This is a genomic window from Jiangella mangrovi (genome assembly GCF_014204975.1).
GTDB lineage: Bacteria > Actinomycetota > Actinomycetes > Jiangellales > Jiangellaceae > Jiangella > Jiangella mangrovi.
The window spans coordinates 2,787,907-2,813,439 of sequence record NZ_JACHMM010000001.1 but is presented as its reverse complement, the minus strand read 5'-3'; the positions used below and the strand labels follow the sequence as shown (position 1 = coordinate 2,813,439).

25 protein-coding genes are annotated in these 25,533 nt (G+C 72.6%); 5 read left to right on the top strand and 20 right to left on the bottom strand.

The features are described from left to right. Positions 1-2: 2 nt before the first annotated feature. From HD601_RS13160 to HD601_RS13110, 11 genes are all read right to left on the bottom strand, one after another. Positions 3-2,459, bottom strand: a complete 2,457-nt coding sequence (locus HD601_RS13160; protein WP_184822522.1) for an NADH-quinone oxidoreductase subunit G — start codon at positions 2,457-2,459, stop codon at positions 3-5. Beyond that, the gene (gene nuoF / locus HD601_RS13155) at positions 2,459-3,769 is read right to left on the bottom strand and encodes an NADH-quinone oxidoreductase subunit NuoF (protein ID WP_184822520.1); all 1,311 of its coding nucleotides are present in this window, start codon (positions 3,767-3,769) and stop codon (positions 2,459-2,461) included. Before nuoF ends, HD601_RS13160 begins: the two co-directional genes overlap by 1 nt. After that, entirely contained in the window at positions 3,766-4,470 is a 705-nt protein-coding gene (gene nuoE / locus HD601_RS13150; protein ID WP_184822518.1) for an NADH-quinone oxidoreductase subunit NuoE, read from the bottom strand. The genes nuoF and nuoE overlap by 4 nt, the downstream gene beginning before the upstream one ends. Continuing rightward, complete coding sequence (locus HD601_RS13145; protein WP_184822516.1) at positions 4,467-5,828, bottom strand: NADH-quinone oxidoreductase subunit D; 1,362 nt, start codon at positions 5,826-5,828, stop codon at positions 4,467-4,469. The genes nuoE and HD601_RS13145 overlap by 4 nt, the downstream gene beginning before the upstream one ends. Then, positions 5,828-6,739 carry an NADH-quinone oxidoreductase subunit C gene (locus tag HD601_RS13140; RefSeq protein ID WP_221440913.1) on the bottom strand — a complete coding sequence of 304 codons (912 nt, stop codon included), beginning with the start codon at positions 6,737-6,739 and terminating at the stop codon, positions 5,828-5,830. The genes HD601_RS13145 and HD601_RS13140 overlap by 1 nt, the downstream gene beginning before the upstream one ends. Then, positions 6,736-7,290: a NuoB/complex I 20 kDa subunit family protein gene (locus HD601_RS13135; protein ID WP_184822514.1), complete on the bottom strand. Its 555-nt coding sequence runs from the start codon at positions 7,288-7,290 to the stop codon at positions 6,736-6,738. Before HD601_RS13135 ends, HD601_RS13140 begins: the two co-directional genes overlap by 4 nt. A 9-nt stretch (positions 7,291-7,299) precedes the next feature. Beyond that, positions 7,300-7,659, bottom strand: coding sequence for an NADH-quinone oxidoreductase subunit A (locus HD601_RS13130; RefSeq protein ID WP_131984514.1), 360 nt, complete (start codon positions 7,657-7,659; stop codon positions 7,300-7,302). A gap of 49 nt (positions 7,660-7,708) precedes the next feature. Next, positions 7,709-9,034: a geranylgeranyl reductase family protein gene (locus HD601_RS13125; RefSeq protein WP_184822512.1), complete on the bottom strand. Its 1,326-nt coding sequence runs from the start codon at positions 9,032-9,034 to the stop codon at positions 7,709-7,711. 175 nt (positions 9,035-9,209) lie between these two features. After that, positions 9,210-10,085 carry a DUF1707 domain-containing protein gene (locus tag HD601_RS13120; RefSeq protein WP_184822510.1) on the bottom strand — a complete coding sequence of 292 codons (876 nt, stop codon included), beginning with the start codon at positions 10,083-10,085 and terminating at the stop codon, positions 9,210-9,212. After that, entirely contained in the window at positions 10,082-10,906 is an 825-nt protein-coding gene (locus HD601_RS13115; RefSeq protein ID WP_184822508.1) for a DUF1707 SHOCT-like domain-containing protein, read from the bottom strand. Before HD601_RS13115 ends, HD601_RS13120 begins: the two co-directional genes overlap by 4 nt. Before the next feature lie 20 nt (positions 10,907-10,926). Further along, positions 10,927-11,619, bottom strand: a complete 693-nt coding sequence (locus tag HD601_RS13110) for a demethylmenaquinone methyltransferase (RefSeq protein WP_184822506.1) — start codon at positions 11,617-11,619, stop codon at positions 10,927-10,929. A gap of 60 nt (positions 11,620-11,679) precedes the next feature. Here HD601_RS13110 and HD601_RS13105 point away from each other — a divergent pair, with 60 nt between their 5' ends. After that, the gene (locus tag HD601_RS13105) at positions 11,680-12,933 is read left to right on the top strand and encodes an isochorismate synthase (protein ID WP_221440911.1); all 1,254 of its coding nucleotides are present in this window, start codon (positions 11,680-11,682) and stop codon (positions 12,931-12,933) included. A 13-nt stretch (positions 12,934-12,946) separates the two neighbouring features. On the opposite strand, the gene menD is transcribed toward HD601_RS13105, so the two are convergent. After that, a complete protein-coding gene (gene menD / locus HD601_RS13100) occupies positions 12,947-14,614 on the bottom strand; it encodes a 2-succinyl-5-enolpyruvyl-6-hydroxy-3-cyclohexene-1-carboxylic-acid synthase (protein ID WP_184822505.1) in 1,668 nt (555 codons plus the stop codon). Further along, positions 14,611-15,174, bottom strand: coding sequence for a CGNR zinc finger domain-containing protein (locus HD601_RS13095; protein ID WP_184822502.1), 564 nt, complete (start codon positions 15,172-15,174; stop codon positions 14,611-14,613). Before HD601_RS13095 ends, menD begins: the two co-directional genes overlap by 4 nt. A 57-nt stretch (positions 15,175-15,231) precedes the next feature. Here HD601_RS13095 and HD601_RS13090 point away from each other — a divergent pair, with 57 nt between their 5' ends. Further along, positions 15,232-16,524 (top strand): MFS transporter, encoded by a 1,293-nt coding sequence (locus tag HD601_RS13090; protein ID WP_184822500.1) that lies wholly within the window; start codon positions 15,232-15,234, stop codon positions 16,522-16,524. 21 nt (positions 16,525-16,545) lie between these two features. On the opposite strand, the gene HD601_RS13085 is transcribed toward HD601_RS13090, so the two are convergent. The 4 genes from HD601_RS13085 to HD601_RS13070 all read right to left on the bottom strand — a co-directional run bounded on the left by HD601_RS13085 (position 16,546) and on the right by HD601_RS13070 (position 20,498). Then, the gene (locus tag HD601_RS13085) at positions 16,546-17,685 is read right to left on the bottom strand and encodes a hypothetical protein (protein ID WP_184822498.1); all 1,140 of its coding nucleotides are present in this window, start codon (positions 17,683-17,685) and stop codon (positions 16,546-16,548) included. A 97-nt stretch (positions 17,686-17,782) separates the two neighbouring features. Then, a complete protein-coding gene (locus HD601_RS13080) occupies positions 17,783-18,838 on the bottom strand; it encodes a hypothetical protein (RefSeq protein WP_184822496.1) in 1,056 nt (351 codons plus the stop codon). Positions 18,839-18,867: 29 nt separating this feature from the next. Then, entirely contained in the window at positions 18,868-19,878 is a 1,011-nt protein-coding gene (locus HD601_RS13075) for a hypothetical protein (RefSeq protein WP_184822494.1), read from the bottom strand. After that, the gene (locus tag HD601_RS13070; RefSeq protein ID WP_184830332.1) at positions 19,875-20,498 is read right to left on the bottom strand and encodes a hypothetical protein; all 624 of its coding nucleotides are present in this window, start codon (positions 20,496-20,498) and stop codon (positions 19,875-19,877) included. The genes HD601_RS13075 and HD601_RS13070 overlap by 4 nt, the downstream gene beginning before the upstream one ends. A 145-nt stretch (positions 20,499-20,643) precedes the next feature. On the opposite strand from HD601_RS13070, the gene HD601_RS13065 reads away from it, so the two are divergent. Beyond that, on the top strand, positions 20,644-21,555 hold the full coding sequence (locus tag HD601_RS13065; protein WP_221440910.1) for a 1,4-dihydroxy-2-naphthoyl-CoA synthase: 912 nt from the start codon (positions 20,644-20,646) through the stop codon (positions 21,553-21,555). A 241-nt stretch (positions 21,556-21,796) separates the two neighbouring features. On the opposite strand, the gene HD601_RS13060 is transcribed toward HD601_RS13065, so the two are convergent. Both HD601_RS13060 and HD601_RS13055 read right to left on the bottom strand, forming a co-directional pair. Continuing rightward, positions 21,797-21,940 carry a hypothetical protein gene (locus HD601_RS13060; protein ID WP_184822492.1) on the bottom strand — a complete coding sequence of 48 codons (144 nt, stop codon included), beginning with the start codon at positions 21,938-21,940 and terminating at the stop codon, positions 21,797-21,799. Positions 21,941-21,955: 15 nt separating this feature from the next. Next, positions 21,956-22,999: a hypothetical protein gene (locus tag HD601_RS13055; protein WP_184822491.1), complete on the bottom strand. Its 1,044-nt coding sequence runs from the start codon at positions 22,997-22,999 to the stop codon at positions 21,956-21,958. 83 nt (positions 23,000-23,082) lie between these two features. On the opposite strand from HD601_RS13055, the gene menE reads away from it, so the two are divergent. Next, positions 23,083-24,291 (top strand): o-succinylbenzoate--CoA ligase, encoded by a 1,209-nt coding sequence (menE, locus tag HD601_RS13050; protein WP_184822490.1) that lies wholly within the window; start codon positions 23,083-23,085, stop codon positions 24,289-24,291. After that, on the top strand, positions 24,291-25,166 hold the full coding sequence (locus HD601_RS13045) for a 1,4-dihydroxy-2-naphthoate polyprenyltransferase (RefSeq protein WP_184822489.1): 876 nt from the start codon (positions 24,291-24,293) through the stop codon (positions 25,164-25,166). The genes menE and HD601_RS13045 overlap by 1 nt, the downstream gene beginning before the upstream one ends. Positions 25,167-25,289: 123 nt before the next feature. Here HD601_RS13045 and HD601_RS13040 read toward each other — a convergent pair whose 3' ends face one another. Beyond that, positions 25,290-25,463, bottom strand: a complete 174-nt coding sequence (locus tag HD601_RS13040) for a hypothetical protein (protein ID WP_184822488.1) — start codon at positions 25,461-25,463, stop codon at positions 25,290-25,292. Between the last annotated feature and the right edge of the window lie 70 nt (positions 25,464-25,533).

The following is a 25,533-nucleotide window of genomic DNA, read 5'->3' as shown; positions in this document are numbered from 1 at the left end:
GATCACGACGGGGTCCCTCCCCCTGCGAGCTTGACCACGGAACCGGCGCCGACGCCCAGCGACCGCTGCAGCGTCGAGCCGTTCGAGTTCTCCGGCAGCCAGACCACGCGGTCGGGCATGTCCGTCACCCGCACCGGGACGCTGACCTGGCCGGTCCCCGTCCGGACGGTGAGCCAGTCACCGTCGGCGACCCCGACCTCGGCGGCGGTGCCGGCCGAGATGCGCGCCTCGGCCTTCTTCGCCGTCGCCGCGAGGTGCGGCTCGCCGTCCTGGCCGCGGCCGCCGTCGAGCAGCAGTCGCCAGCCGGCCAGCACCGCCTCGCGCTCACCGGGCCGCGGCGGGCCGGCGGGCGGGGTGTCGGTGGACTCCGGCCGCGCGCCGTCCCAGACGCCGAGCTCGGCGATCTCGGCGCGGGCGTCGTCGACGTCGCGCACGCCCAGGTCGATGCCCAGCTCGCCGGCGATGGCGTCGAGCACGGCGGCGTCGCTGAGCGAGTTCGTGTTCGCGAGCACCGCCGGGAACGGCCGGGCCCGGCCCTCCCAGTTGACGAACGTGCCGGCCTTCTCGACCGGCGGCGCCACCGGCAGCACGATGTCGGCGAGCTCGGTGACCTCGCTGCGGCGGACCTCGAGGCTGACGACGAAGCCGGCGGTCTCGAGCGCGCGCTTCGCGGCGGCCGGGTCCGGCAGGTCGGCCAGCTCGACGCCGCCCACCAGCGCGCCGGCCAGCATCCCGCTGCTCAGCGCGGACAGGATGCCGGTGGTGTCGCGTCCGGGCAGCGACGGCAGGGTCGCGACGGACCAGGCGGCGGCGACGTCGACCCGGGCCTCCGGGTCGGCGACCGGGCGGCCGCCGGGCAGCAGGTTCGGCAGCGCGCCGGCCTCGAGCGCACCGCGCTCGCCGGCCCGCCGCGGCACCCAGGCCAGCCGGGCGCCGGTGACGGTGGCGACGCGGGCGGCCGCGGACAGCGCGCCCGGGATGGTCGCGAGCCGGGAGCCGACGAGGATGACGGCGCCCTTCTCGCGCAGCGCGTCACCCAGGTAGGCGACGCGGTCGTCGCCCAGCGTGATGGCGTTGAGGATCTCGGGCTCGGTGCCCGGCGCGGCCGGCAGCAGCGTGCCACCGGTCTTCGTCAGGCCGCGGGTGGCGAACGGCGCGATGGCGTGCACCTGCGTGCCGTTCTTGCGGTTGGCCTTGCGCAGCCGCAGGAACAGCGCGCCGGCCTCCTCCTCGGGCTCGAGCCCGACCAGCAGGACCGCCGGCGCCTTCTCGACGTCGGTGAACGTCACGCCCAGCCCGGAGCCGGCCAGCGCCGCCAGGAACCCGGCCTCCTCGGCCGAGTGCGCCCGCGCGCGGAAGTCGACGTCGTTGGTGTCCAGCGCCACCCGGGCGAACTTCGCGTACGCGTAGGCGTCCTCGTGCGTGAGCCGGCCGCCGGTGAGCACGCCGACACCGCCGGCGTCGCGCGAGCGGGCCAGCCCCTGCGACGCCAGCGTCAGCGCCTCGGGCCACGACGCCGGGACCAGCTCGCCGGTCTCCTCGTCACGCACGAGCGGGTGCGTGATGCGGTCGTCCAGCGTGGACCAGCGGAACGCGAAGCGGTCCTTGTCGGTGATCCACTCCTCGTTGACCTCGGGGTCGTCACCGGCCAGCCGGCGCATGACCGTGCCGCGGCGGTGGTCGACGCGGATCGCGCTGCCGCACGCGTCGTGCTCGGCGACCGACGGGACCGACACCAGGTCGAACGGGCGGGACCGGAACCGGTACGCCGCGCTGGTCAGCGCGCCGACCGGGCAGATCTGGATGGTGTTGCCGGAGAAGTAGCTCTCGAACGGCTCCTTCTCGTAGATGCCGACCTGCTGCAGCGAGCCGCGCTCGAGCAGCTCGATGAACGGGTCGCCGGCGATCTCCTTGGAGAACCGGGTGCACCGGGCGCACAGGACGCAGCGCTCGCGGTCGAGCAGCACCTGCGCGGAGATGTTGATGGGCTTCGGGTAGGTCCGCTTCTTGCCCTCGTAACGGGAGTCGCCGCGGCCGTTGCTCATGGCCTGGTTCTGCAGCGGGCACTCGCCGCCCTTGTCGCAGACCGGGCAGTCGAGCGGGTGGTTGATCAGCAGGAACTCCATGATCCCCTGCTGTGCCTTGTCGGCGACCGGCGAGGAGAACTGGGTGTTGATCACCATGCCCGGAGCGACGGTGAGCGTGCAGGACGCCTGCGGCTTGGGCATACCGCGGCCGTTGCCCATGTCGGGCACCTCGACCATGCACTGGCGGCAGGCGCCGACGGGCTCGAGCAGCGGGTGGTCGCAGAACCGCGGGATCTGGATGCCGATGAGCTCGGCGGCGCGGATGACCAGCGTGCCCTCGGGCACGCTCACCTCGAAGCCGTCGATGGTGACCGTCACCAGGTTCGGCTGCGGCTCCACGGCGTCGGACGTGGAGTTGGTCGTCACGGTCATCAGGCCTTGGCCCCCAGTTCCTGCGCGAAGAGCGTCGAGGCGGCCGGGTCGAACGGGCAGCCGCCGTGCTCGAAGTGGGCGATGTACTCGTCGCGGAAGTGCTGGATGGACGAGATCACCGGCGCCACCCCGCCGTCGGCGAGTGCACAGAACGAGCGGCCAGCGATGTTATCGCTCATGTCCAGCAGCTTGTCCAGGTCGGCTTCGGTGCCGTCGCCCTTCTCGAGGCGCTCGAGGATCTGCACCATCCACCAGAAGCCCTCGCGGCAGGGCGTGCACTTGCCGCAGGACTCGTGCTTGTAGAACTCGATCCACCGCTCCGTGGCGCGCACGACGCAGGTGGTGTCGTCGAAGATCTGCAGCGCCCGGGTGCCGAGCAGGCTGCCGACCCCGGCCATGCCCTCGAAGTCCAGCGGGACGTCGATGTGCTCGGCCGTCAGCATGGGCGTCGACGAGCCGCCGGGCGTCCAGAACTTCAGCTCGTGGCCGGCCCGGATGCCGCCGGCCATGTCGAGCAGCTCGCGCAGCGTGATGCCGAGCGGGGCCTCGTACTGGCCGGGCTTCGTGACGTGGCCGGACAGCGAGAAGATGCCGTAGCCGGGCGACTTCTCGTTGCCCATGCTGCGGAACCACTCGGCGCCGCCGGCGACGATCGACGGAACCGAGGCGATGGTCTCGACGTTGTTGATGACAGTGGGCGAGGCGTACAGTCCGGCGACCGCGGGGAAGGGGGGCTTGAGCCGGGGCTGGCCCCGTCGGCCCTCCAGCGAGTCCAGCAGCGCGGTCTCCTCGCCGCAGATGTACGCGCCGGCGCCGGCGTGCACCACGACGTCGAGGTCGAACCCGGAGCCGAGGATGTTCTCGCCCAGGTAGCCGGCCTCGTACGCCTCGGCGACGGCGTTCAGCACGCGGCGGAACACGTGCAGCACCTCGCCGCGCACGTAGATGAACGCGTGCTTCGCGCCGATGGCGTACGCGGTGATGATGACGCCCTCGACCAGCACGTGCGGGTCCGCCATCATCAGCGGGATGTCCTTGCACGTGCCCGGCTCGGACTCGTCGGCGTTCACCACGAGGTAGGTCGGCTTGGGCGAGTCCTTCGGGATGAAGCTCCACTTCATGCCCGTCGGGAAGCCCGCGCCGCCGCGGCCGCGCAGGCCGGAGTCCTGCACGATCTGCGTGATGTCGCCGGGCGTGCGCTGCAGCGCGCGGCGCAGCGCCTTGTAGCCGTCGGCCTTCTCGTAGTTGCGCCGGGTGAACGCGTCGGACTGGTCCCAGCGGGCGGTGAGGACGGGGGTGAGCGTGGTCACTTGGTGCTGCCTCCCAGCTCGCGCTGACCGCCCTCGGGCGCCGTCCAGCCGTTCTCGTTCGCCAGCTCCAGGCCCACCAGCGAGGCCGGGCCGGCGGCGACGCCGTCATTGGCCAGGCCGTCGGGGAACCCGGCCAGCACGCGCTCGGCCTGCTTCCAGGTGCAGATGCGCGGGCCGCGGGTGGAGTTCACGGCCTCACCGGCGCGGAGGCGGTCGACCAGCTCGCGCGCGGACTGCGGCGTCTGGTTGTCCATGAACTCCCAGTTGACCATCATGACCGGGGCGTAGTCGCACGCCGCGTTGCACTCGACGCGCTCGAGCGACACCTTGCCGTCGTCGGTGGTCTCGTCGTGGCCGACGCCCAGGTACTCGGACAGGTCGTCCCAGATGGCGTCGCCGCCCATGATCGCGCAGAGCGTGTTGGTGCAGACGCCGACGTGGTAGTCGCCGACGGGGCGGCGCTTGTACATCGTGTAGAACGTGGCGACCGCCGCGACCTCGGCCTCGGTGATGTCGAGGACCTCGGCGCACAGCTCGATGCCCTCAGGGGTGACGTACCCCTGGTGCGCCTGCACGAGGTGCAGCATCGGCAGCAGCGCCGAGCGCGGCTCCGGGTACCGGGCGATGATCTCTGCCATCTCGGCCCGGACGGTGTCGTCGAGCGCGGCGGGAGCAGCCTGTGTGTCGTTCACGTCGGTCATCGGTCACATCCACCCATCACCGGGTCGATGCTCGCGACGGCCACGATGACGTCGGCCACCATGGAACCCTCGCACATCGCCGGTACGGCCTGCAGGTTGTTGAAGGACGGGTCGCGGAAGTGCGTCCGCCAGGGCCGGGTGCCGCCGTCGGACACCACGTGCGCGCCGAGCTCGCCGCGCGGGCTCTCGATGGGCATGTACACCTCGCCGGCCGGGACCCGGAAGCCCTCGGTGACCAGCTTGAAGTGGTGGATCAGCGCCTCCATCGACTCACCCATGATGTGGCGGATGTGGTCGAGGGAGTTGCCCATGCCGTCGCTGCCGATGGCCAGCTGGGCCGGCCAGGCGATCTTCTTGTCGCCGACCATGACGGGGCCCGGCTCGAGCCGGTCGAGGCACTGCTCGACGATCTTCAGCGACTCCTTCATCTCCTCGATGCGCACGCGGAAGCGCCCGTAGGAGTCGCTGGTGTCCCAGGTGGGCACCTCGAAGTCGTAGGTCTCGTAGCCGCTGTAGGGCTGCGACTTGCGCAGGTCCCACGGCAGGCCGGTCGAGCGCAGCACCGGGCCGGTGATGCCCAGCGCCATGCACCCGGCGAGGTCGAGGTACCCGACGCCGACGGTGCGGCCCTTGAAGATCGGGTTCTCGTTGCAGAACGCCTCGTACTCGCCGATGTGGTCCCACATCCAGCGCAGGTACTCGCGGACGCTCTCGACCGCTCCCGGCGGGAGGTCCTGCGCGACGCCGCCCGGGCGGATGTACGCGCTGTTCATGCGCAGCCCGGTGATCAGCTCGAACAGGTCGAGGGTGCGCTCGCGCTCGCGGAACCCGTTGGTCATGACGGTGAGCGCGCCCATCTCCATGCCACCGGTCGCGATGCAGACCAGGTGCGACGAGATGCGGTTGAGCTCCATCATCATGACGCGGATGACGTTGGCGCGGTCCGGGATGTCGTCGGTGATGCCGAGCAGCTTCTCGACGCCCAGCACGTACGCGGCCTCGTTGAAGAACGGGGACAGGTAGTCCATGCGGGTCACGAACGTGACCCCCTGGGTCCACGTCCGATACTCCATGTTCTTCTCGATGCCGGTGTGCAGGTAGCCGATGCCGCAGCGGGCCTCGGTGACCGTCTCGCCGTCGAGCTCGAGGATGAGCCGGAGCACGCCGTGCGTCGACGGGTGCTGCGGGCCCATGTTGACGACGATGCGCTCCTCGCCCGCGGCGGCCGCGCCGACCACGTCGTCCCAGTCCTGACCGGTGACGGTGTAGACGGGGCCCTCGGTGGTCTCGCGCACGCCCGCGTACGGGTCGTCGGTGTCGTCGCCGGCCGGTGTGAAGGTGACGTCCTGCTGGCTCATCAGTTGTACGCCCTCCGCTCGTCGGGCGGCGCGATGGTCGCGCCCTTGTACTCCACGGGGATGCCTCCGAGCGGGTAGTCCTTGCGCTGCGGGTGCCCCGGCCAGTCGTCCGGCATCTGGATGCGGGTGAGGGACGGGTGGCCGTCGAACAGGATCCCGAAGAAGTCGTACGTCTCGCGCTCGTGCCAGTTGGCCGACGGGTACGTGTGGACGATCGACGGGACGTGCGGGTCGGTCTCGGGGCAGGTGACCTCGAGGTTGACCCGGCGGTTGTGCGTGATCGAGAGCAGCTGGATGTGGACGTGCAGCTCGCGCCCGGTCTCCTCCGGGTAGTGCACGCCGTTGACGCCCATGCACATCTCGAACCGCAGCAGCGGGTCGTCGCGGAACGTGCGCGCGACCTCGGCGAGCTTCTCGCGCTTCACGAAGAACGTGACCTGGCCGCGGTCGACGAGCACCTTGTCGAACACGTCGGCGTCGGTGTCGCCGGCCTCCTGCAGGGCGGCGGTGACGTCGTCGCCGAGCTTCTCGAGGTCCTCGGGCCACGGCCGCGGGGTCGAGCCGCCGCGGACCGGGTTGGTGTCGCGGACCACCAGCCGGCCGTAGCCGGAGGTGTCGCCGCTGCCGCCGTAGGCGCCGAACATGCCGCGGCGCGACGGGTGCTCCGGCGGCAGGGCCGGGCCCTCGGGCTCGGCGGGGAGGGACTCCTCCTCGGGCTCCGCCGGCTCCTCGGCGACGGCCTCGGGCTCGTCCGCCGGCGCCTCGGCCGCCTTCTGGTCCTCGGTCGGGCTGGACTCCGAGCGGGTCTCCGCGGCCTCCGCGACGTCGTCGGGGTGCTGCGTGCCGCTGGTCATGCCCTGCGCGTCGTCCGCGCTGTCGGCGGCGTCGGTCCGCTTCTCGTCGTCGCTCACCGGAGCAGGCCCTTCATCTCGTGCGTGGCCTCGGCCCGCAGCGCCAGCCGCTCGGCCTCGGCGTCGGCCGCGACCTTGTGCGCGCCCAGCTTGGTGTGCTGGATCTGGTCGTGCAGCTTGAGGATGGCGTCGATCAGCATCTCGGGCCGGGGCGGGCAGCCGGGCAGGTAGACGTCGACGGGCACGACGTGGTCGACGCCCTGCACGATGGCGTAGTTGTTGAACATGCCGCCGGACGAGGCGCAGACGCCCATCGACAGCACCCACTTCGGGTTGGCCATCTGGTCGTAGATCTGCCGCAGCACCGGGGCCATCTTCTGGCTCACCCGGCCGGCGACGATCATCAGGTCGGCCTGCCGCGGCGAGGCCCGGAAGACCTCCATGCCGAAGCGCGCGGAGTCGTGGCGGGGACCGCCGAACGCCATCATCTCGATGGCGCAGCAGGCCAGGCCGAACGTGGCCGGCCAGACCGAGCCCTTGCGCAGGTAGCCGAGCAGGTTCTCCATGGTGGCCAGGAGGACCCCGGACGGCAGCTTCTCTTCAACACCCATGATTCGCCTCTAGTCCCAGTCGAGCCCGCCGCGCCGCCACTCGTAGATGAACGGCACGGTGATCAGGAAGATGAACGTCACCATCGCGACGAAGCCGAAGACCCCCAGGTGGTCGAACCGGACCGCCCACGGGTACAGGAAGATGATCTCGATGTCGAAGATGATGAAGGTCATCGCGGTCAGGTAGTACTTGACCGGGAACCGGCCACCACCCACCGGCTGCGGCGTCGGCTCGATGCCGCACTCGTAGGAGTCCAGGCGCGCGCGGTTGAACCGCTTCGGGCCGGCCACCACGGAGAAGGCCACCGAGCCCACCGCGAAGACCGCGGCGAGCAGGATGAGGCCGAGGATCGGTGCGTAGGCGTTCACGCCGGGCCACTCCTCTGCACGGGGTTCTTGACGTCCTGCATGGGGCTCCTCACGCCGCCGGAGCGAGTCGGGTCATCGCGTTGATGACGCGGTCGTACGCGTCGCCGTCGCGGTGGTCGGTCAGATTGGCCAGCAGCTTCAGGGTGAACTTCATCAACCAGGGGCGCGGCAGGCCGTGGTTCCGGGCGATTCTCATGATCCGTGGGTCACCGATCAATCTGACGAAGATGCGGCCGAGCGTGAAGTAGCCACCGTGTTCGTGCTTCAGCGCCGCAGGATAGCCCTGCAGCACCCGCTCCCGACCGGCGGCGTCCCGTGACAGCGCGTCGGCGATCACGGTGGCGGCGAGGTTGGCCGCCTCCATCGCATAGTCGATGCCTTCGCCGTTGAAGGGGTTGACCATGCCGCCGGCGTCACCGACCAGGAGCAGGCCACGACTGTAGTGGGGCTGACGGTTGAATCCCATCGGCAACGCCGCACTGCGGATGTCACCGATCTGGTTCTCCTCGGTGAAGCCCCATTCAGGCGGGGTCTGCGCGGCCCAGCGGCGCAGCATGTCCTTGTAGTCGACCCGGCCGAACGCCTTCGAGGTGTTCGTGATGCCGAGGCCGACGTTGCTGGTGCCGTTGCCGGTGCCGAAGATCCAGCCGTAGCCCGGCAGCAGGTCGCGCCCGCCGGACGGGTTCTCGGCCCACAGCTCCAGCCACGACTCCATCCAGTCGTCGTCGTGGCGCGGGGTCTTGTAGTACGTGCGGACGGCGACGGCCATGGGCCGGTCCTCGCGCTTGTGGATGCCCATGGCGGTCGAGAGCCGCGACGACGTGCCGTCGGCGGCGACCACGAGCGGCGCACGGTAGGTGACGGCCTCGCCGACGGCCCGGCCGCGCTCGTCCAGCGGCTTCGCGGTGACGCCTGTGATGTGGCCGGTGCGCTCGTCGACCACGGGGCCGGTGACGTTGGTGCGCTCGTGCAGCCGGGCGCCCGCGGTGGCGGCGTGCCGGGCGAGCAGCTCGTCGAAGTCGGTGCGGGTGCGGACCAGTCCGTAGTCGGGGTAGCTGGCCAGCTCGGGCCACGGCAGGTGCAGGCGCATGCCGCCGCCGATGATGCGCAGGCCCCTGTTCTTGATCCAGCCGGGGGCGCTGGTGTCGATGCCCATGCGGACCAGCTGGCGCACCGCGCGCGGGGTCAGGCCGTCGCCGCAGACCTTGTCGCGCGGGAACGACGCCTTCTCGAGGAGCAGCACGTCCAGCCCGGCTCTCGCCAGGTAGTACGCGGTGGTCGAGCCGGCCGGTCCGGCGCCGACGACGATGACGTCGGCCTCGCCGGCGGTGCGGCTCGGGGCGCTCGGTCGCTCAGGACCAGTGCGCTGGCTCATCGAAGGGTCCTCGGGTGCGTGTCACTGTTCGGTTCGGGCATGGGCGCTCGTGAATCCGTTCACGAGCGCACACTCGGACCCAAGTGTAGGGGTTCCCCCTCCTGTCACTCACCCCGGGTCACCTGCTCTGACCTGCGGATTTACGCAGCAACATCGTTGCGTAATTCTGCCGGTGTCAGTAGGTGCGGATGAGCTGCCCGCTCGCATCGAACTTGACGTATCCGATGCCGGTGTCACCCTCGGGATAGACGTTGATGGTGACGCCGTCGGCGTCCTCGTCGACGCTGATGTGCGCGACGGTGACATCTGGCAGTCCGGTGACGGCCGGCATCGCGTCGTGGGCCGCCATCACCGCCTCCGGCGTGACGTCGCCCCAGGAGAAGAACGTCTCCGCGTCCGTCTCGTAGTCGCCGAGGTCGCGATACGGCTCCGCCGGCATGGCCAGCCCGCCCTGGTAGTCGAACCGGGCCAGCGCCCGATGCGACGAGTCGGCCCGCACGACGAGATAGGCCCGGTCGGCGAAGATCGTCATGCTCTCGACGTCGGTGTGACCGGCCGCGGGTACCGCCGTCCAGAGCTCACGCAGGCCCTCGACGGTGAACAGCCCGAGCTGATCGGTGGCGATGTCCGGCAGGTCGGCGGGGTCCGGGGCCGGCGGCTCGGGCGGTTCGAGCGGCTCGGGCAGCGGAGCGGCGACGGCGGGTGGCGGCGGCTCGGGGCTGTCGGTGCCGCTGGTGATCGTGCTGAGCACCGCGAACATGACCACCAGCACGATCGCGACGGCCCCGATGACCCAGCCGACGCCGATGCCGGACGACCTCGTCGCGGAGTGCTGCACCGCCGGGGCCGGCGTGGCGGCGGGTGCGGGCGCCGGCATGTCCTCGACCAGGGCGTCGAGGTCGGCGATCGACGTCGCCTCGTAGACCAGGGCGGTCCGGCTCTCCATGTCGGTGGCGTCGATGCGGCCCTCGGCGAACGCCTGCGAGATGGCGCCGGCGTAGCGGTCACGGTCGGCGTCGGACGGGCGCCACCGGCGGTCCGGGCGGCTCACGCGTCGCTCCCGTCGTCGAGCAGGTGCTGTCCGCTGGCGTCCCAGGTGAGCGACGGGCTGACCCCGTAGGCGTCGGCCTCGAGGTGCACGCGGATCGTCACGATGTCGCCGTAGAAGACGTCGCGCTCGACGACGATGAGGGAGATCGGGCGCCCCGCGTATCCCGCGACGTCGTCGGCGCGGTCCGCGACGGCGGCGACGACGGCCGGGTCGACGGCGTCGAGGGGGAAGAACTCGGCCTCCGGCTCGCCGGAGACCTGGCCGCCGGGTTCGAACGGCTGGAGCTCGCCGTCGTACTCGGCCTCGTCGTAGAACGGCACCCCGGGGTCGGCCTGGACGTCGAGGTCGGCCCACTCGGAGTGGAGGTAGACGCTGAGCACGCCGGGGACCTGCGCCGTGCCGAGCGCGTCCCACATCGCCGTCAGGTCGGCGAGGGAGTACATGTCGGGAGGGGCGGCCTCCTCTTCGGCGACCGGCGGCGGATCGACCACCTCGACCTGGCCGCCGGCCGGGGTGTCGTCCTCACCCTCGCCGTCACGGGCGCCGACGACGATGCCGATGACCACCGCCGCGGCCACCGCGATCCCGGCCAGCGCCCACGTCAGCGGCGACCGCCCGGCCGCAGCTGCCGCCGTCGGCCCCGGAAGGTCGTCGACGACGGCGTCGAGCTCGCCCATGGTCTGCGCGTAGCGGACGGTGAACGAGCGGCGGGACAGCTCGGCGTCGTCGATGCGGCCCTCGGCGCGGGCGGCGTCGAGCACCGTCGTGTAACGGGCGCGGTCGTCGTCGCCCGGCGGCCGCGCCGCTCGCCCCCCAGCCATGCGGCGATCGTAGCGGGCGGCTACGGCTTGACGGCGTGGTGCAGCGCGACGATGCCGCCGCTGAGGTTGCGCCAGCGGACGTCGCCCCAGCCGGCCTCGCGCAGCCGGTCGGCCAGACCGCGCTGGTCGGGCCAGGCGCGGATCGACTCGGCCAGGTAGACGTAGGCGTCGGGGCTGCTGGACACCCGGCGGGCGACCGGTGGCAGCGCCCGCATGAGGTACTCGACGTAGACCTTGCGGAACGGCGCGAACGTCGGGTGGCTGAACTCGCAGACCACGAGCCGGCCGCCGGGACGGGTGACCCGCAGCATCTCGCGCAGCCCGGCGACCGGGTCGTTCACGTTGCGCAGGCCGAAGGAGATGGTGACGGCGTCGAACACGTCGTCGGCGAACGGCAGCCGGGTGGCGTCGCCGGCCACGAACGGCAGGTCCGCATGCGTCCGCCATCCGGTCCGGAGCATGCCGAGGGAGAAGTCGCACGGCACGACGAACGCGCCGCGGGCCCGGAACGGCTCGCTCGAGGTGCCGGTGCCGGCGGCGAGGTCGAGCACCCGCTCCCCCGGCGCGACGTCGATGGCCGCGGTGACCTGGCGCCGCCAGGCGCGGTCCTGGCCGAGCGAGAGCACGTCGTTGGTGCGGTCGTACTTCTCGGCGACGTCGTCGAACATCGCCGCCACCTCGTGCGGTTGCTTGTCCAGGGAGGCGCGAGTCACGCCGATCACTGTAACCGCGGCCACTGCCGTCCCGGTGACTCGGCCTTACGCTTGGAGATCGTGACGACGCTGCCCGTTTCCGCGCCGATGGTCGTGCGCACCACGGAGGTCCCCGACCCGGGGCCGCTGCTGGAGCTGCTGCCCGAGGACCACCCCATGGCGTGGGTCCGCCGCGGCGAGGGCATCGTGGGCTGGGGGCAGGCGGCGCGGTTCGACACCATCGGCGCCAACCGGTTCGTCGCCGCCGACCGCTGGTGGCGGCGCATGGTCGGCACCGCCGTCGTCCGCGACGAGGTGCGGCTGCCGGGCACGGGCCCGGTCGCGTTCGGCTCCTTCGCCTTCGACGACGTCCCGGGCTCGTCCTCGCTGGTCCTACCGGACACCGTCGTGGGGCACCGGTCCGGGCGCTGGTGGGTCACCACCATCGACGTCACGGGCAACCTGCCCGGCGGGGCGGCGCTGCCCGCGGTGTCGCCGGCCCGGCGGCCGCTCTCGGTCGTCTACGGCGACGGGTCGCGCTCGGGCACCGAGTGGCAGGGCATCGTCGCCGAGGCGGTCCGCCGCATCACCGCCGGCGAGCTCGAGAAGGTCGTGCTCGCGCGCGACCTCGTCGCCGAGTGCCCCGAGCCCGTCGACATCCGCTGGCCGCTGCAGCGGCTCTCGGCCGGCTATCCGCACTGCTGGACCTTCAGCGTCGACGGCATGATCGGCGCGACGCCGGAGCTGCTGATCCGGCGCGAGCGCGGTCTCATCACGTCGCGCGTCCTGGCCGGCACCATCCGCCGCACCGGCGACGACGAGCACGACCTCGCGCTGGCCGCCTCGCTGGCCCGGTCGAGCAAGGACCTCGAGGAGCACGAGTACGCCGTCCGCTCCGTCGCCGACGCGCTGGCGCCGTTCTGCTCCAGCATGAACGTGCCCGAGGCGCCGTTCGTGCTGCACCTGCCCAACGTCATGCACCTGGCGACCGACCTCGCGGGCGTCACCGACGCGGCCGGCGACGGCGCCACCGCGCTGGCCATGGCCGCCGCGCTGCACCCGTCGGCGGCAGTCGGCGGCACCCCGACGGCCGTGGCCCTGGACGTCATCCGCGAGATCGAGGGCCTCGACCGCGCCCGCTACGCCGGCCCCGTCGGCTGGATGGACGCCCGCGGCGACGGCGAGTGGGGCATCGCGCTGCGCTCGGCCGAGGTGTCGGGCGACCGTCTGCGGCTCTTCGCCGGCTGCGGCATCGTGGCCGGCTCCGACCCCGCCGCCGAGCTGGCCGAGAGCGTCGCCAAGCTGGTCCCCATGCGCGACGCGCTGTCGTCCTGAGCCCCTCCGGCGGCTAGCCGAGGGCGGTGGTGACGGCCTCGCGGATGCGGCCGTGCAGCTGGCGCAGGTCGGCCCGGGCGACCGGGACCTCGAGCACGCTGCGGCCGGCGACCGGCTCGGCCAGCGCCTCACGAAGCGACGCCAGGTCGTCCACCCGGCGGTGGGCGACCCCGTAGCCCGCGCAGAGGGCGGCGAGGTCGGCGCCGTGCGGGGTGCCGAAGACGCGCTCGAACCGCTCGGCGTGGTCCGGGTCGCCGTGCTCGAGCAGCGCGAAGATGCCGCCGCCGTCGTCGTTGACGACCACGATCTGCAGGTCGGGGCGGTCCTCGAGCGGGCCGACCAGCAGGCCGCCCACGTCGTGGAGGAAGGTGAGGTCGCCGACCAGCACCCGCACCGGCGCGCCCGAGGCCAGCGCCACGCCGGCCGCCGTCGACAGGGTGCCGTCGATGCCGGCCAGGCCGCGGTTGGCGAGCACGCGGCCGTCGGCTCCGGCGGCGCCGTCACCCACCGGAGGGGCGGCCGCGAGGTCGGCGTCGCGGATCGGGTTCGACGAGCCGATCACCAGGGACTCGCCGGGCCGGCGGGCGGCCCAGACCAGCGCGGCGACCGCGGGCCCCGAGGCCGGGCCGGTCGCGAGCACGTCGTCGACGGCGTCCTGGGCGGCCTTCGCGGCCCGCTGCCAGGACGCCAGCCACTCGCCGTCGCCCGGCTCCGATGCGGCGACCGCGGACACCACGCGGGCGGCGCGGCTTCCGGGGTCGAGCCAGTCCGGAATGCGGCCGGCGACGGCGACCACCTCGACGCCGTCGCGCACGAGCAAGGCGCTGACCTGCCGCGACAGCGTCGCGTGCCCGAACACGACCACCCGCTCGATCCGTCCGCCCAAGGACGGCTGGTCGAGCAGCAGCCGATAGGGGCCGACGGCGTTCGCTCCGGCCCGCGTGCCCGACGACGGCTCGGCGAGCAGCGGGACACCGGCCGCCTCGGCGTAGACACGTGCGGCGACACCGGCCCCGTCGCCGGCCACGACGACCGTTCGCGGCCCGGGGCCGAGCAGTACCGGAGCCGGCTCCGTCACGGCGTCGACCACGTCGGGCGCTCCGTCACCGGGCGGAGGCCAGTCGGCGTCGCCGTCGGGGACCAGCGGCTCTCGGAAGGCGAGGTCGAGGTGGACGGGGCCCGGGTCGCCCGACCGGGTGCCGGCGGCGGCCGCCAGCGCGCGGGTCAGCAGCGCCCGCAGGTCGGCCTCCTCGCCGGGGCGCCCGTACGGGGCGGGGACGTCGGCGAAGAACCGGACCGCGGACCCGAACAGCCGCACCTGGTCCGTGGTCTGGTTGGCGCCGGTCCCGCGGACCTCGTGCGGCCGGTCGGCGGTGAGCAGCAGCAACGGCGCCCCGGAGTGCGACGCCTCGAGCACGGCCGGGTGCAGGTTCGCCGCGGCCGTCCCGGAGGTGGTCACGACGGCGACCGGTCCGGCCACGCGGGCCAGCCCCAGCGCGGTGAACGCGGCGACCCGCTCGTCGATGCGCACGTGCAGGCGCAGGTCGCCCCGCGCGGACGCCGTCGCCAGGGCGTGCGCCAGCGGCGCCGACCGCGACCCGGGCGCCAGCACCACGTGCCGGACGCCGCGCCGGACCAGCTCGGCGACCACCGTGCGGGCCGCCGACGTCGAGGGGTTCACGTGGTCGATTCTGCCCTGCGGTCGCGCCAGGCCTGCTGCTTGGCCCGGTTGCCGCACACCTGCATGGAGCACCACTTGCCCGACCGCGCCCGCGACTCGTCGTAGAACGCCCACCGGCAGGTGTCGTTGACGCACACCTTCAGCCGTGACCACGTGCCGTCGGCCATGGCGTCGCCGACCAGCGCGAGCAACCCGCCCAGCGCGCCGTCGACGCCGTCGGCCGCGGGGCGGGGACGCCAGCCGTCGCTCGCGGTCAGGGTCGCCGTCAGCCGGGAGCGGGCGGCGGCATCGTTGAGGACGGCGAGCGCGCCGGCCGGGATCGGGTCGCCGCCGTGGTTGGCGGCCAAGGCGTCGCGCAGCGCCTCGCGGACGGCGACGGCCCGGCCGAGGTCGTCCGGCCCGGCTTCCGAGCCTCCGGCCAGCAACGACGCCGACGCGAGCCAGGCCGTGAGGTCGGCCGGCGTCGTCAGCGCGTCCGTCGCCGACTCGATGTCGAGGGTGTTGACGAAGCGCCGGACGGTGTCGAGACGGCCGGGCGCGGGCGTGCTGGCTCCGGACATATCACCGAGCATAACCCTCTTGTGCGCTTCATTGGTTACTGCCTAACCTATGAATTCATGACAGCGGTTACGGAGCCGACGACCCGAGCCTGGGCGAGCCGCGACTTCCGGCGGCTCTGGGCCGGCTCCGCGGTGTCGACGTTCGGGTCGGAGGTCGCCGAGCTGGCCGTGCCGCTGCTGGCCATCGGCGTCCTGGCCGCCACGCCCGGCGAGCTCGGGGCGCTGCGCACGGCGCAGTTCCTGCCGTTCCTGCTGGCGACGCTGCCGCTCGGGATGCTGGTCGACCGGCGGCGGAGGCTGCCCCTCATGGTCGGCGCCGACGTCGGGCGGTTCGCGCTGATCCTGGTGATCCCGCTGGCGGTCTGGGCCGGGTTCGCGGAGATCGAGCTGCTGTACGTCGTGATGTTCCTGGCCGGCGTGCTGACGGTGCTGTACCAGGTGGCCGACTTCGCGTTCGTCCCCGAGGTCGTCACGCCGCACCAGCTGGTCGACGCCAACGGCAAGCTGGCCGCCGCGCAGTCGGCGAACGAGATCGGCGCCCGCGGCTTCGGCGGGCTGCTGGTCCAGGCGGCGTCGGCACCGGTCGCGATGCTGGTCAACGCCGTCACGTACCTGGTGTCGGCGTTCAGTCTGCGCGGCATCTCGGTCGTCGAGACGACGCGCCCGACGGCGTCCGCCCGGCCGTCGTGGGCCGAGGTGACGGCCGGGCTGCGCGAGGCGCTGCGCAACCGCTACGTCCGCGCCCTGCTCGGCGAGGCGACGACGTTCAACCTGTTCAACGAGGTCTTCATCCTGGGGCTGATGCTGTTCACGGTGCGCGAGGTCGGGCTGAGCCCGATCCAGATCGGCATCGTGTTCACCGCGGGCGGCGTCGGCTCGTTCCTCGGCGCCTGGTTCGGGGCGCGGGTGACGGGCCGGTTCGGCTACGGCCGGGTGCTGCTGGTCACGCTGATCCTCGGCAACACCGCGCCGGTGCTGGTCGCGCTGGCCGGCACGGACGCCGTCGGCACCCTGGTGCTGTTCTGCTCGGTGTTCGTGGTCATGGGCGTGGGCATCGGGATCGCCAACGTGCACGCGGTGAGCCTGCGGCAGGCGGCGCTGCCCGAGGAGCTGCGCGGCCGGGTCAACGCGGCCTACCGGCTGATCTCGTGGGGCGCGATCCCCGTGGGCGCGACGCTCGGCGGCGTGCTGGCCGCGGTCACCGACGCCCGGACGGCGATGGTCGCGGGCGCGAGCGGCATGGTGCTGGCGACGCTGTGGGTGGCGTTCTCGCCGGTGCGCCGGCTGGCGTCGATCGACGAGGCGGCCCGCTTGTCCCGCGCGGGCGACCCGCCCCGGACCGCAGGCTGACGCCGTCGCCGATCGAGAGGGTCAGGTCTGCGGTGGCTCTTCGCCCTCGGAGCTCTTGCGCAGCCAGGTGAAGCCGGTGTTGCTGCCCTGGCAGGTCTGCAGGACGATGTCGCACTCGTCGCCGCAGGTCCAGTTGGACGCGGAGCCGAGCGCGGAGCCGCGGCCCTGGGCGATGACGCGGTCGACCACCTCGTACAGGCCGGTGAACTCGCCCTCGAGCTGCACGATGGTGCCCGTCGGGATGGAGTTCCACCACGAGTTGCCGAGGTAGTCGTGCGCGACGACGAACGTGCCGGACTCGACCGGCGTGTAGTGGCAGCCGACGCCGCGGCCGAGGTTGTCGATGTCGACGTCGTCGTCGCAGGTCTCGACCGGGATGGTGCGGACGTCGTCGCCGAGCGCGATGGCCTCTTCGCTGACGACGGCGCCGAAGCGGCTGCCGCCGGCGTAACTGAACCGGAACCGGGTGGTGTGCTCGGCGGTGGCCTCGGCGACGGCGGTGCCCTCGGCCGTAGTGGTGACGGCGGAGACCGGCGCCCAGTCGGCGTCCTCGGACTGCTGCTCGAGGCCGATGTCGCCGACGATGGGGACCCCGCCCTCGGTGGTCCAGGCAGCGGTGACGCCGACGCCGTCGTCGGACTTCTCGGCGGTGGCGGTGATGCGCGAGACCAGCGGCGTGCCGGCTGTGACGACGATCTCGTGCGATGCGACCGCCTCGACCTCGGGGCCGCCGCCGTAGGCGAGCCGGTAGATGCCCGACGACTGCACCTGCACCTCGACCTCGCCGTGGCCGCCCTCGACCGGGACCGTGGTGACGGTGGCCCAGGAGTTGCCCTCGATACGCTGCAGGTCGACCTCGCCGCTGATGGCCTCGCCGGCCGCGGTGGCCCAGCCGGCGCCGAACGTGACCGAGCCGCCCGGACGCACGTCGGCCGGGGCGGTGAGCGTGAGCGGCAGCACCTCGGCTTCGGCCGGGGGCTCGGCGGCGATGGGACCGGCGACCTGCTCGGGCGCCGGCGACGCGGCGGCCTGGACGATGGTCGCCTCGGGCCCGCCGTCACTCGCCGTCGGCTCGTCGCCGCCCGTCGCCTGGAGAATGGCGAACACGGCCGCCACGAGGAGGGCGAGGACACCGGCCACAGCCGTCACGCGGTACTTCATGCGTCTATTTTCCATGATCACCGACGCATGTCGGCCCCTATCCGGCGCACCCACGCAGATTTGGACGCTCGGACCACCCGATTCGTTCCCTCCGATCTCAGGGAAGGACGACAGAAGCGGCGACCTGCTCCAGACGCTCCTCTGCGAACGAGCGATAGCTGTGGTGTGCGGCGACCACGAGGGTCAGCACATGGTCCTCGACCGGGACGACCCGCACGAGATAGAGCGCATCACCCGCCCGGATCTCACCTTCGAGACCGGGGTAGCCGAACAGCTCGGCGGACCACGAATCCTGCACCGTGCCGTCGACACGCGGTGCCATGGCGGCGAGCGCGGCGTCGAGGCCGGCCTCGTCCAGCCAGCCGTCGGCGACTTCGAACCCAGCGGATGGGGTGGGCGTGTAGTACTCGCGGACGCTTCCGGACCAGTCGCGCGGTTCCGGCTCCGCCGGCAGGTCGACCACGATGCCGGACGGTTCGTCGATGACCTGCACCCAGTCCGTCGCCTGCTCGAGATCGGCCGAGATGGTGAGCCGCGCGAACTCCGACTCGAGCCGCTCGCGGTCCGTGGCCGGCCCTCCGACGAACCCGTTCCAGACGTCCCGGTTCTCGTTCAGCACCAGGATGCGGAACAGCATCAGGTGGTCGTCACCGTAGCGGATCTCGCCGTCGATGCCCGCCGCGCCGCCGGCCTCGACCTCCTCGACTGCGCCGACGTTGCCGTCCACGCTGCCCGCGAGGAACTCGGCCAGCTTCCGCAGGTCGTCGAGCGTCGCGACCTCCTCGATGACCTCGAACCCGAGCACCCCCTCGGCGTGCTCGAACACGTACCCCCGGGACTGGAAGATCGTGCCGTCGGGGCCGGGGATCGCGTTCTCGATCGGCTCGGCTCCCTCCGGTAGCGCCGCGCTGGTGCCGGTCGGCTCGTCGACGAACTCGGCCCACTCGTAGCGCGCCGCCTGCGGGCTGGCGGTCGTGGCCGGTCGGAGTCCGGCCGGCGGCTTGGGCCCGCCGAGCAGCGCGGAGGTCGGCGTCGGCGTCGCTGTCTGCGCGGCCGGCTCCGTCGGCTCGTCGCCACCCGCGCACGCTGCCGCCGTCATCGATGACAGCGCGATCAGGATGCCCAGCAACCATCGCCTGCTCGATCTGCTCATTCGTCCTCCACACACTCGCTCGGCCGGTCTCAAGGAAGGACGACCGCGTCGCTCACCGTCGCCACGAAGTCCCGGACGCCGACCAGGTCCTGCGCGACGTTGCCCGAATAGATCACCACGATGTGCTCGTCCAGCAGGACGACACGATTGACCCACGTCCAGCCGCGGCGGTCGACCAGGGCCTCCACCGCTTCGCGGCCCGCGACCTCACTCGGCTCGATGCTCCGCAGCGTGGAGTACTGATCGCCGGACCGCAGGGCGATCGCGTCATCGATGCTGGAGGAGTCCGTCACTGTGTCGATCACGATGAGGCCGTGCCTCGAACCGAGGTCGTAGTAGGACCGACCCACGGCCGTCGAGCCATCGAGGAGAGTCACCGTCAATCCACGAGGCCCGACTGCTGTCCGGAACGGCACGACTACCCCGCTGGGCTCGTCGGTGATGGGCACCCAGTCGAGAGCGTCGCGGAGGTCGAGCGAGAGGGTGAGCCGGGCGAACTCGGACTCCAGCCGGTCGCGGTCCGCTACCGGCCCGCCGACGAAGCCGTTCCAGACGTCGCCTCGCTCGTTCAGGACGACGACGCGGAAGAGCATGATCTCGTCGTCGCCGTAGACGATCTCGCCGTCCACGGCGCTGGCTTGCGCGAGGTCGACCGGTGCGGTCGACCGCACCGTCCCGCCGACACTCCTGGCCAGGAGCTCAGCCAGCTTGCGGAAGTCGTCGACGGTCGCGAACCCGTCGATCAACTCGAACCCGATGACGCCGCCCGGATGCTCGTAGACGTGGCCGCGCGAGGTGATGGTCGCACTGTCCGGACCCTCGATGCTGTTGGCGATCGGCTCCGCACCTTCCGGCAACGCCGCACTGACCGGGCTCGTCTCGTCCTCCAACTTCACCCAGTCGAACAGGTCGCCGCTCGCCGTCGGGGTCGCGGTCTGCGCGGCGGGCTCCGTCGGCTCGTCGCCTCCCGAGCATGCTGCCGCCGTCGTCGATGACAGCACGATCAGGGCGACGGCTAGTGCTGAGCGCCCGCGTCTCATGCGAAGAACGTGCCGATGGTGAGGCGGGCGAACTCCGACTCGAGCCGCTCGCGCTCCGTGCTGGGCCCGATGGTGTCGACGACCAGCACCTCGTGGTCGCCGTCCAGGGGCAGGACCCGGAGCAGCATCAGAACTCCGTCGCCGAGCACGAGTTCGGCGTCCACACCCGCCCGCCCGCCGACCTCGACGGGGCGCACGGTGGAGTTCTCGATGTCGACCCCGCCCTGCTCCAGGAGCATGTCGAGGTACCACTCGACGCCATCCCGTGGCGACGGAGCCGTGGCGATCTCGAAGGCGATGGCGCCCTCGTCGTCGGATACGGCGTAGCCCGTGACCGCGATCTCGCTGCCGTCGTTCAGGGTGACCGTGGACTCGAAGGCCTCGGCGCCGGCGGGCAGACCGACGCTGACCCGCTCGGACGCGTCCCAGATGGGCGCCCATTCGAGAACGGGACCCGCGGTGGCCGCCGGGCTGTGGGTGACCGGTGGAGGTACCGTCCCGTCGGGTGCGGTCGGCGTGTCCAACGTCGGGCTCGGTGTCGATGCGGCCTCCGCCGCCCCGTCACCGCCGGCGCACGCCGTCGCCGTCATCGATGACAGCACCACCAGGGTGGCGAGCATCCACCGCATGCCGGACCCGCGCATTCCGTCCCCCCGAACGTCTCTCGGCGCGCCGGGATCGGTGACCCAGGTCGGCATCCGAGCCGGATGCTATCCGAGCGCCCGGACACATGCCTCCCGAGCGCGACCGGCTAGTTTGACCAGGGTGACGACCGCACCGTTCGACCCGGCCCGCTGGCGCCCCGTCGAGGGCTTCGAGCTCACCGACATCACCTACCACCGCCATGTCGAGGACGGGCGCGACCGCGGCACCGTCCGCATCGCGTTCGACCGGCCCGAGGTGCGCAACGCGTTCCGCCCGCTCACCGTCGACGAGCTGTACCGGGTGCTCGACCACGCCCGCATGACCCCCGACGTGGGGTGCGTGCTGCTCACCGGCAACGGGCCGTCCCCCAAGGACGGCGGCTGGGCCTTCTGCTCCGGCGGCGACCAGCGCATCCGCGGCCGCTCGGGCTACCAGTACGCCAGCGGCGAGACCGCCGAATCCGTCGACCCCGCGCGGGCGGGCCGGCTGCACATCCTCGAGGTGCAGCGGCTGATCCGGTTCATGCCGAAGGTCGTCATCGCGGTCGTGCCCGGCTGGGCGGCCGGCGGCGGCCACAGCCTCCACGTCGTCTGCGACCTCAGCCTGGCCAGCGCCGAGCACGCCCGCTTCAAGCAGACCGACGCCGACGTCGGCTCGTTCGACGGCGGCTACGGGTCGGCGTACCTGGCGCGGCAGGTCGGGCAGAAGTTCGCCCGCGAGATCTTCTTCCTCGGCTCGGAGTACTCGGCAGAGGACGCGCACCGCATGGGCATGGTCAACGCCGTCGTCCCGCACGCCGCGCTGGAGGAGGTGGCGCTGGAGTGGGCGGAGAAGATCAACGGCAAGAGCCCGACGGCGCAGCGGATGCTGAAGTTCGCCTTCAACGCGGTCGACGACGGGATGGTGGGCCAGCAGGTGTTCGCGGGGGAAGCGACGCGGCTCGCCTACATGACCGACGAGGCGGTCGAGGGCCGGGACGCCTTCCTCGAGAAGCGCCCGCCGGACTGGTCGCCCTTCCCCTGGTATTACTGACGCCGCCGACCAGGGTTCCTGTTGATCATGGAGAAGAGCGGCATCCGAGTGACCTGAAACCCCCATTTCCCCATGATCATCAAGGATGCGACCCCTTATGGCGGGGTGAATCCTTGATGATCATGGGCGCCGGCTGCCGACCGTCCTGTCGACGAACTCGCCTGCGGCTCCGGCGTCGCGGCCACGGGCGCTGACGCGCACGCGATACGCGCCCTGCGGCAGGTCGAGCCGCCCGCCCTCCTCACTTGCCTGCGCCGGCCAGCCCGTTGACCTGACCTGCGAAGAACCGGTCGAAGTCGCCGTCGAACCCGAGGTCGTCGGACCAGGTGAGGTCGAACTGCCCGTAGTCGGTGCGGACGATCCCATCGAACAGGACTCTCGCCATGCCGCCGAGTCTCCCTCAGCCGGTGAGGTGCCGGACCCGGGACCACGCCGGATCGGGCGCCGCTTCGACGGTGACCCCGCGGCCCGACGCCCAGGCGGCCAGCTCGGCGTCGGCGTTCTGGTCCTCGCCGTCGGTGTAGGCGTGGAAGGTCCGCAGGCCGCGGTGCGACTCGTGGCCGATGAGGATGCCGCGCGACCCGAGCGCCGCCTCGAGCTGGGACTCGAGCTCGCGCAGCAGGTCGAGGGCGCCGGAGTCGGCCGGCAGGCCGTTCGGCTGGGCGACGTAGTGGGCGGTGACGCTCTGGTGCCGGTCGAGCGTCGGGTGGTCGAGCCAGCGCAGCCCGTTGCGGTAGATCGCCAGGCCGGGCATCCCCTCGTCGTCCTGCCACTGGCCGAGCACCCAGGCGTCGGGGTCGCGCTGGGACGCGATCGAGGCGACGGCGGCCCGGACGGCGTCGCCGGACTCGCGCGCGGACCCGACCGGGGCGACCGGCAGCGGCTCGATCCGGCCGAGCCAGCGCTCGACGGCGTCCTCGCCGAGCAGCCAGTCGAGGACCAGGAACGTGACCTGCCCCTGGACGTTCTCGGGTAGCTCGGCGAAGGCCGGATGGTGCACCCCGATGTGGACGCGGAACTCGTCGGCGGCCACCTCGATCCGGAACGTGGTCGCCGCCAGCTCGAGCCGATGCCCGCCGATCTCCAGCGCATTCGTCAGCGCGGCCGGATCGGCCTGCTGGCTGGGGCTGAACTCCCAGGTCGCGTCGGGGGCGGGTGCGGCGCGGAACCATCGCTCGGCGCTCGGCCGCACCTCGGCGGCGCCGCCGGCCGACACCGTCAGCCGGTGCTCGGCCTCCGAACCGGCGCCGAAGTGCCAGGTGAGATCGGGATGGATCGCCCGGACCAGGCGGGTCAGCTCGTCCGTCGCCGGCGACAGCCCATGCGGGTCGATCCGGTGCCCCTCGTCCGCCCACCACGCCCAGAACGCCGTGACCGGGTGCGGCGCGGCCGGCTCGGCCGCCGCCGGCTCGGCCTCGCGCGAGGCTCTGCGAAACAACGCCATCCCGGCATCGTTCCACCCACCCCGGACATCTCCGTCCGGGTCGCAGTCGGCACCGTCGCGCCGGCATCTAGGGTGGAGGGGCGATGCAGACGCAGACCCCGCCCTCCGGATCTCCGGCCCGCCGCGCCCTGACCACGGTCGAGGTGCCGTTGCGGCCCGCGGTCGTCCCGCGGCTGATGCCCGCGGTGGCGGCCGCCCTGGCCGGCAGGTCCGCACTGCTGCCGTTGCCGACGGCGCCCACCGCGGTCCGGGACGAGCTCCTCAGCGAGTTCGCCCCGCGCAAGCCGCTGGAGAAGGATGTCGCGTTCATCGTGCCGACGTCGGGGTCGACGGGGCGGCCGAAGGGTGCGTTGCTGAGCGCGACGGCCGTCGAAGCCGCCGCCACCGCCACCCTGGAGCGGCTCGGCGGGCCCGGGCGGTGGCTGCTTGCGCTGCCCGCGACGCACATCGCCGGGCTCATGGTGCTGGCCCGGTCGGTGGTCGCGGGGACGGAGCCGGTCGCCGTCGACCTCACCGGCGGGTTCGATCCGGAGCTGTTCGCGGCCGCGAGCGTCCAGGTCTTCGCCGGCGCGGGACGGCGCTACACCGCGCTGGTCCCCCGGCAGCTCAGCGCGCTGCTCGACGCCGGCGGCGCCCCGCTCTCGGCGCTGACGGGGTACGACGCGGTGCTCGTCGGGGGCGCGGCGGCCGACGGCGCCCTGCTCGACCGCGCGCGCAAGGCCGGCGTCGAGGTCGTCACCACCTACGGCATGACCGAGACCTGCGGCGGCTGCGTGTACGACGGCGTCCCGCTCGACGGCGTCCGGGTCGCGCTGGCCGACGACGGCCGCATCCGGCTGGCCGGGCCCATGCTGGCCCACGGCTACCGCCTGCGCCCGGACCTCGACGACGCCTTCGCCGACGGCTGGTTCACCACGTCCGACCTGGGCCGGCTCGGCGACGACGGAACACTGACCGTACTGGGAAGGGCCGACGACGTCGCGGTGTCCGGCGGCGAGAACGTCCCGCTGGCCGCCGTCGACCAGGCCGTCGCCTCGCATCCGGACGTGGCCGAGGCGCTCAGCGTCGCCGTCCCCGATGCCGAGTGGGGCGAGCGGGTCGTCGTCGCCGTCGTGCCCACTGATCCAGGCCGCCCGCCGACCCTCGACGACGTCCGCGCCCACGTGCGCGAGCGGCACCCCGTCGCCTATGCCCCCAAGGAGCTGCACGTGCTCGACGCCCTGCCCACCCTGCCGGGAGGCAAGACCGACCGCCGCGCGCTGGCGGCCCGCCTCGGCCTGGCGCAGGCCTGATGGCCACCGTCGGGCAGTGGGTCGAGGGCGCCCGGCCGCGGACCCTGCCGGCCGCCGTCGCCCCCGTATTGGTGGGGACGGGGGCAGCTGCGGCCGCCGACGCGGCTCACCTCGGCAAGGCGGCGCTGGCGCTGCTGGTGGCGCTGGCCCTGCAGGTGGGCGTCAACTACGCGAACGACTACTCCGACGGCATCCGCGGCACCGACGAGGACCGGGTCGGGCCGTTCCGGCTGGTGGGCTCGGGATCGGCGCGGCCGGCGGCGGTCAAGGCGGCGGCGCTGTGGAGCTTCGCGGCGGCGGGCGTGGCGGGCGCGGCGCTGGTGGCGTGGTCGGGGCACTGGTGGCTGTTCGCCGTCGGCGCGCTGGCCATCGCGGCGGCGTGGTTCTACACCGGCGGGCGCAACCCGTACGGCTACCGCGGGCTGGGCGAGATCTCGGTGTTCGTGTTCTTCGGCCTGGTGGCGGTGGCGGGCACGACGTACGTGCAGGCGGACCGGCTGACGGCCGTGTCGCTGGTGTCGGCCGTGGCGATCGGCTGCCTGGCCTGCGCGCTGCTGCTGGTCAACAACATCCGCGACGTCCCGACGGACGCGGCGAGCGGCAAGCGGACGCTGGCGGTGACGCTCGGCGAGCAGCGCAGCCGCATGCTCTACGTGCTGCTGATGGCGGCGCCGTTCCTGATCGTGGCGGCGCTGGCCGTCACCGGACGGCCGTGGGGCGCCCTCACGCTGCTGTGCGCCCCACTGGCCGTGGTGACCGCCCTGCCGGTGGTGCGGCGGGCGACGGGCCGGGACCTGATCCCGGTGTTGAAGCGGACCGGCATGACCGAGCTGGTCTTCGCGGTGTTGCTAACGGTCGGCCTGGCGGTGGGCTGAGGGGTTCGCCCACGCGCCGGGCCGGGATCGTGGACCGGCTGGCTGCCGACCCGGAGTCGGGCGGGACCGCTGGCTGCGGCCGTCCGCACGGTGGTCGGAAGGGAGGGATCTCCCGCCCGCACCTCAGGCGTGCCGGCGGGCGCGGCGGGGACCGGTGTAGCCGCGGTCCTCTGCGGGGATGCGCGCGATGAGCACGGCCCGGAGGTCCTGCAGCAGCGACTGGCTCTCGCCGCGGTGCCGCCCCCGCTTGGCCTGCTTCTCGTCCTCGGCGTGGCGCTCGTATTCGTCGGTCATCATGTGAACCTCCTGTGTGAGGACGGCACCTCGCGATGCCATCTGACCCACAAGACAGGGGGACGGCCGGATC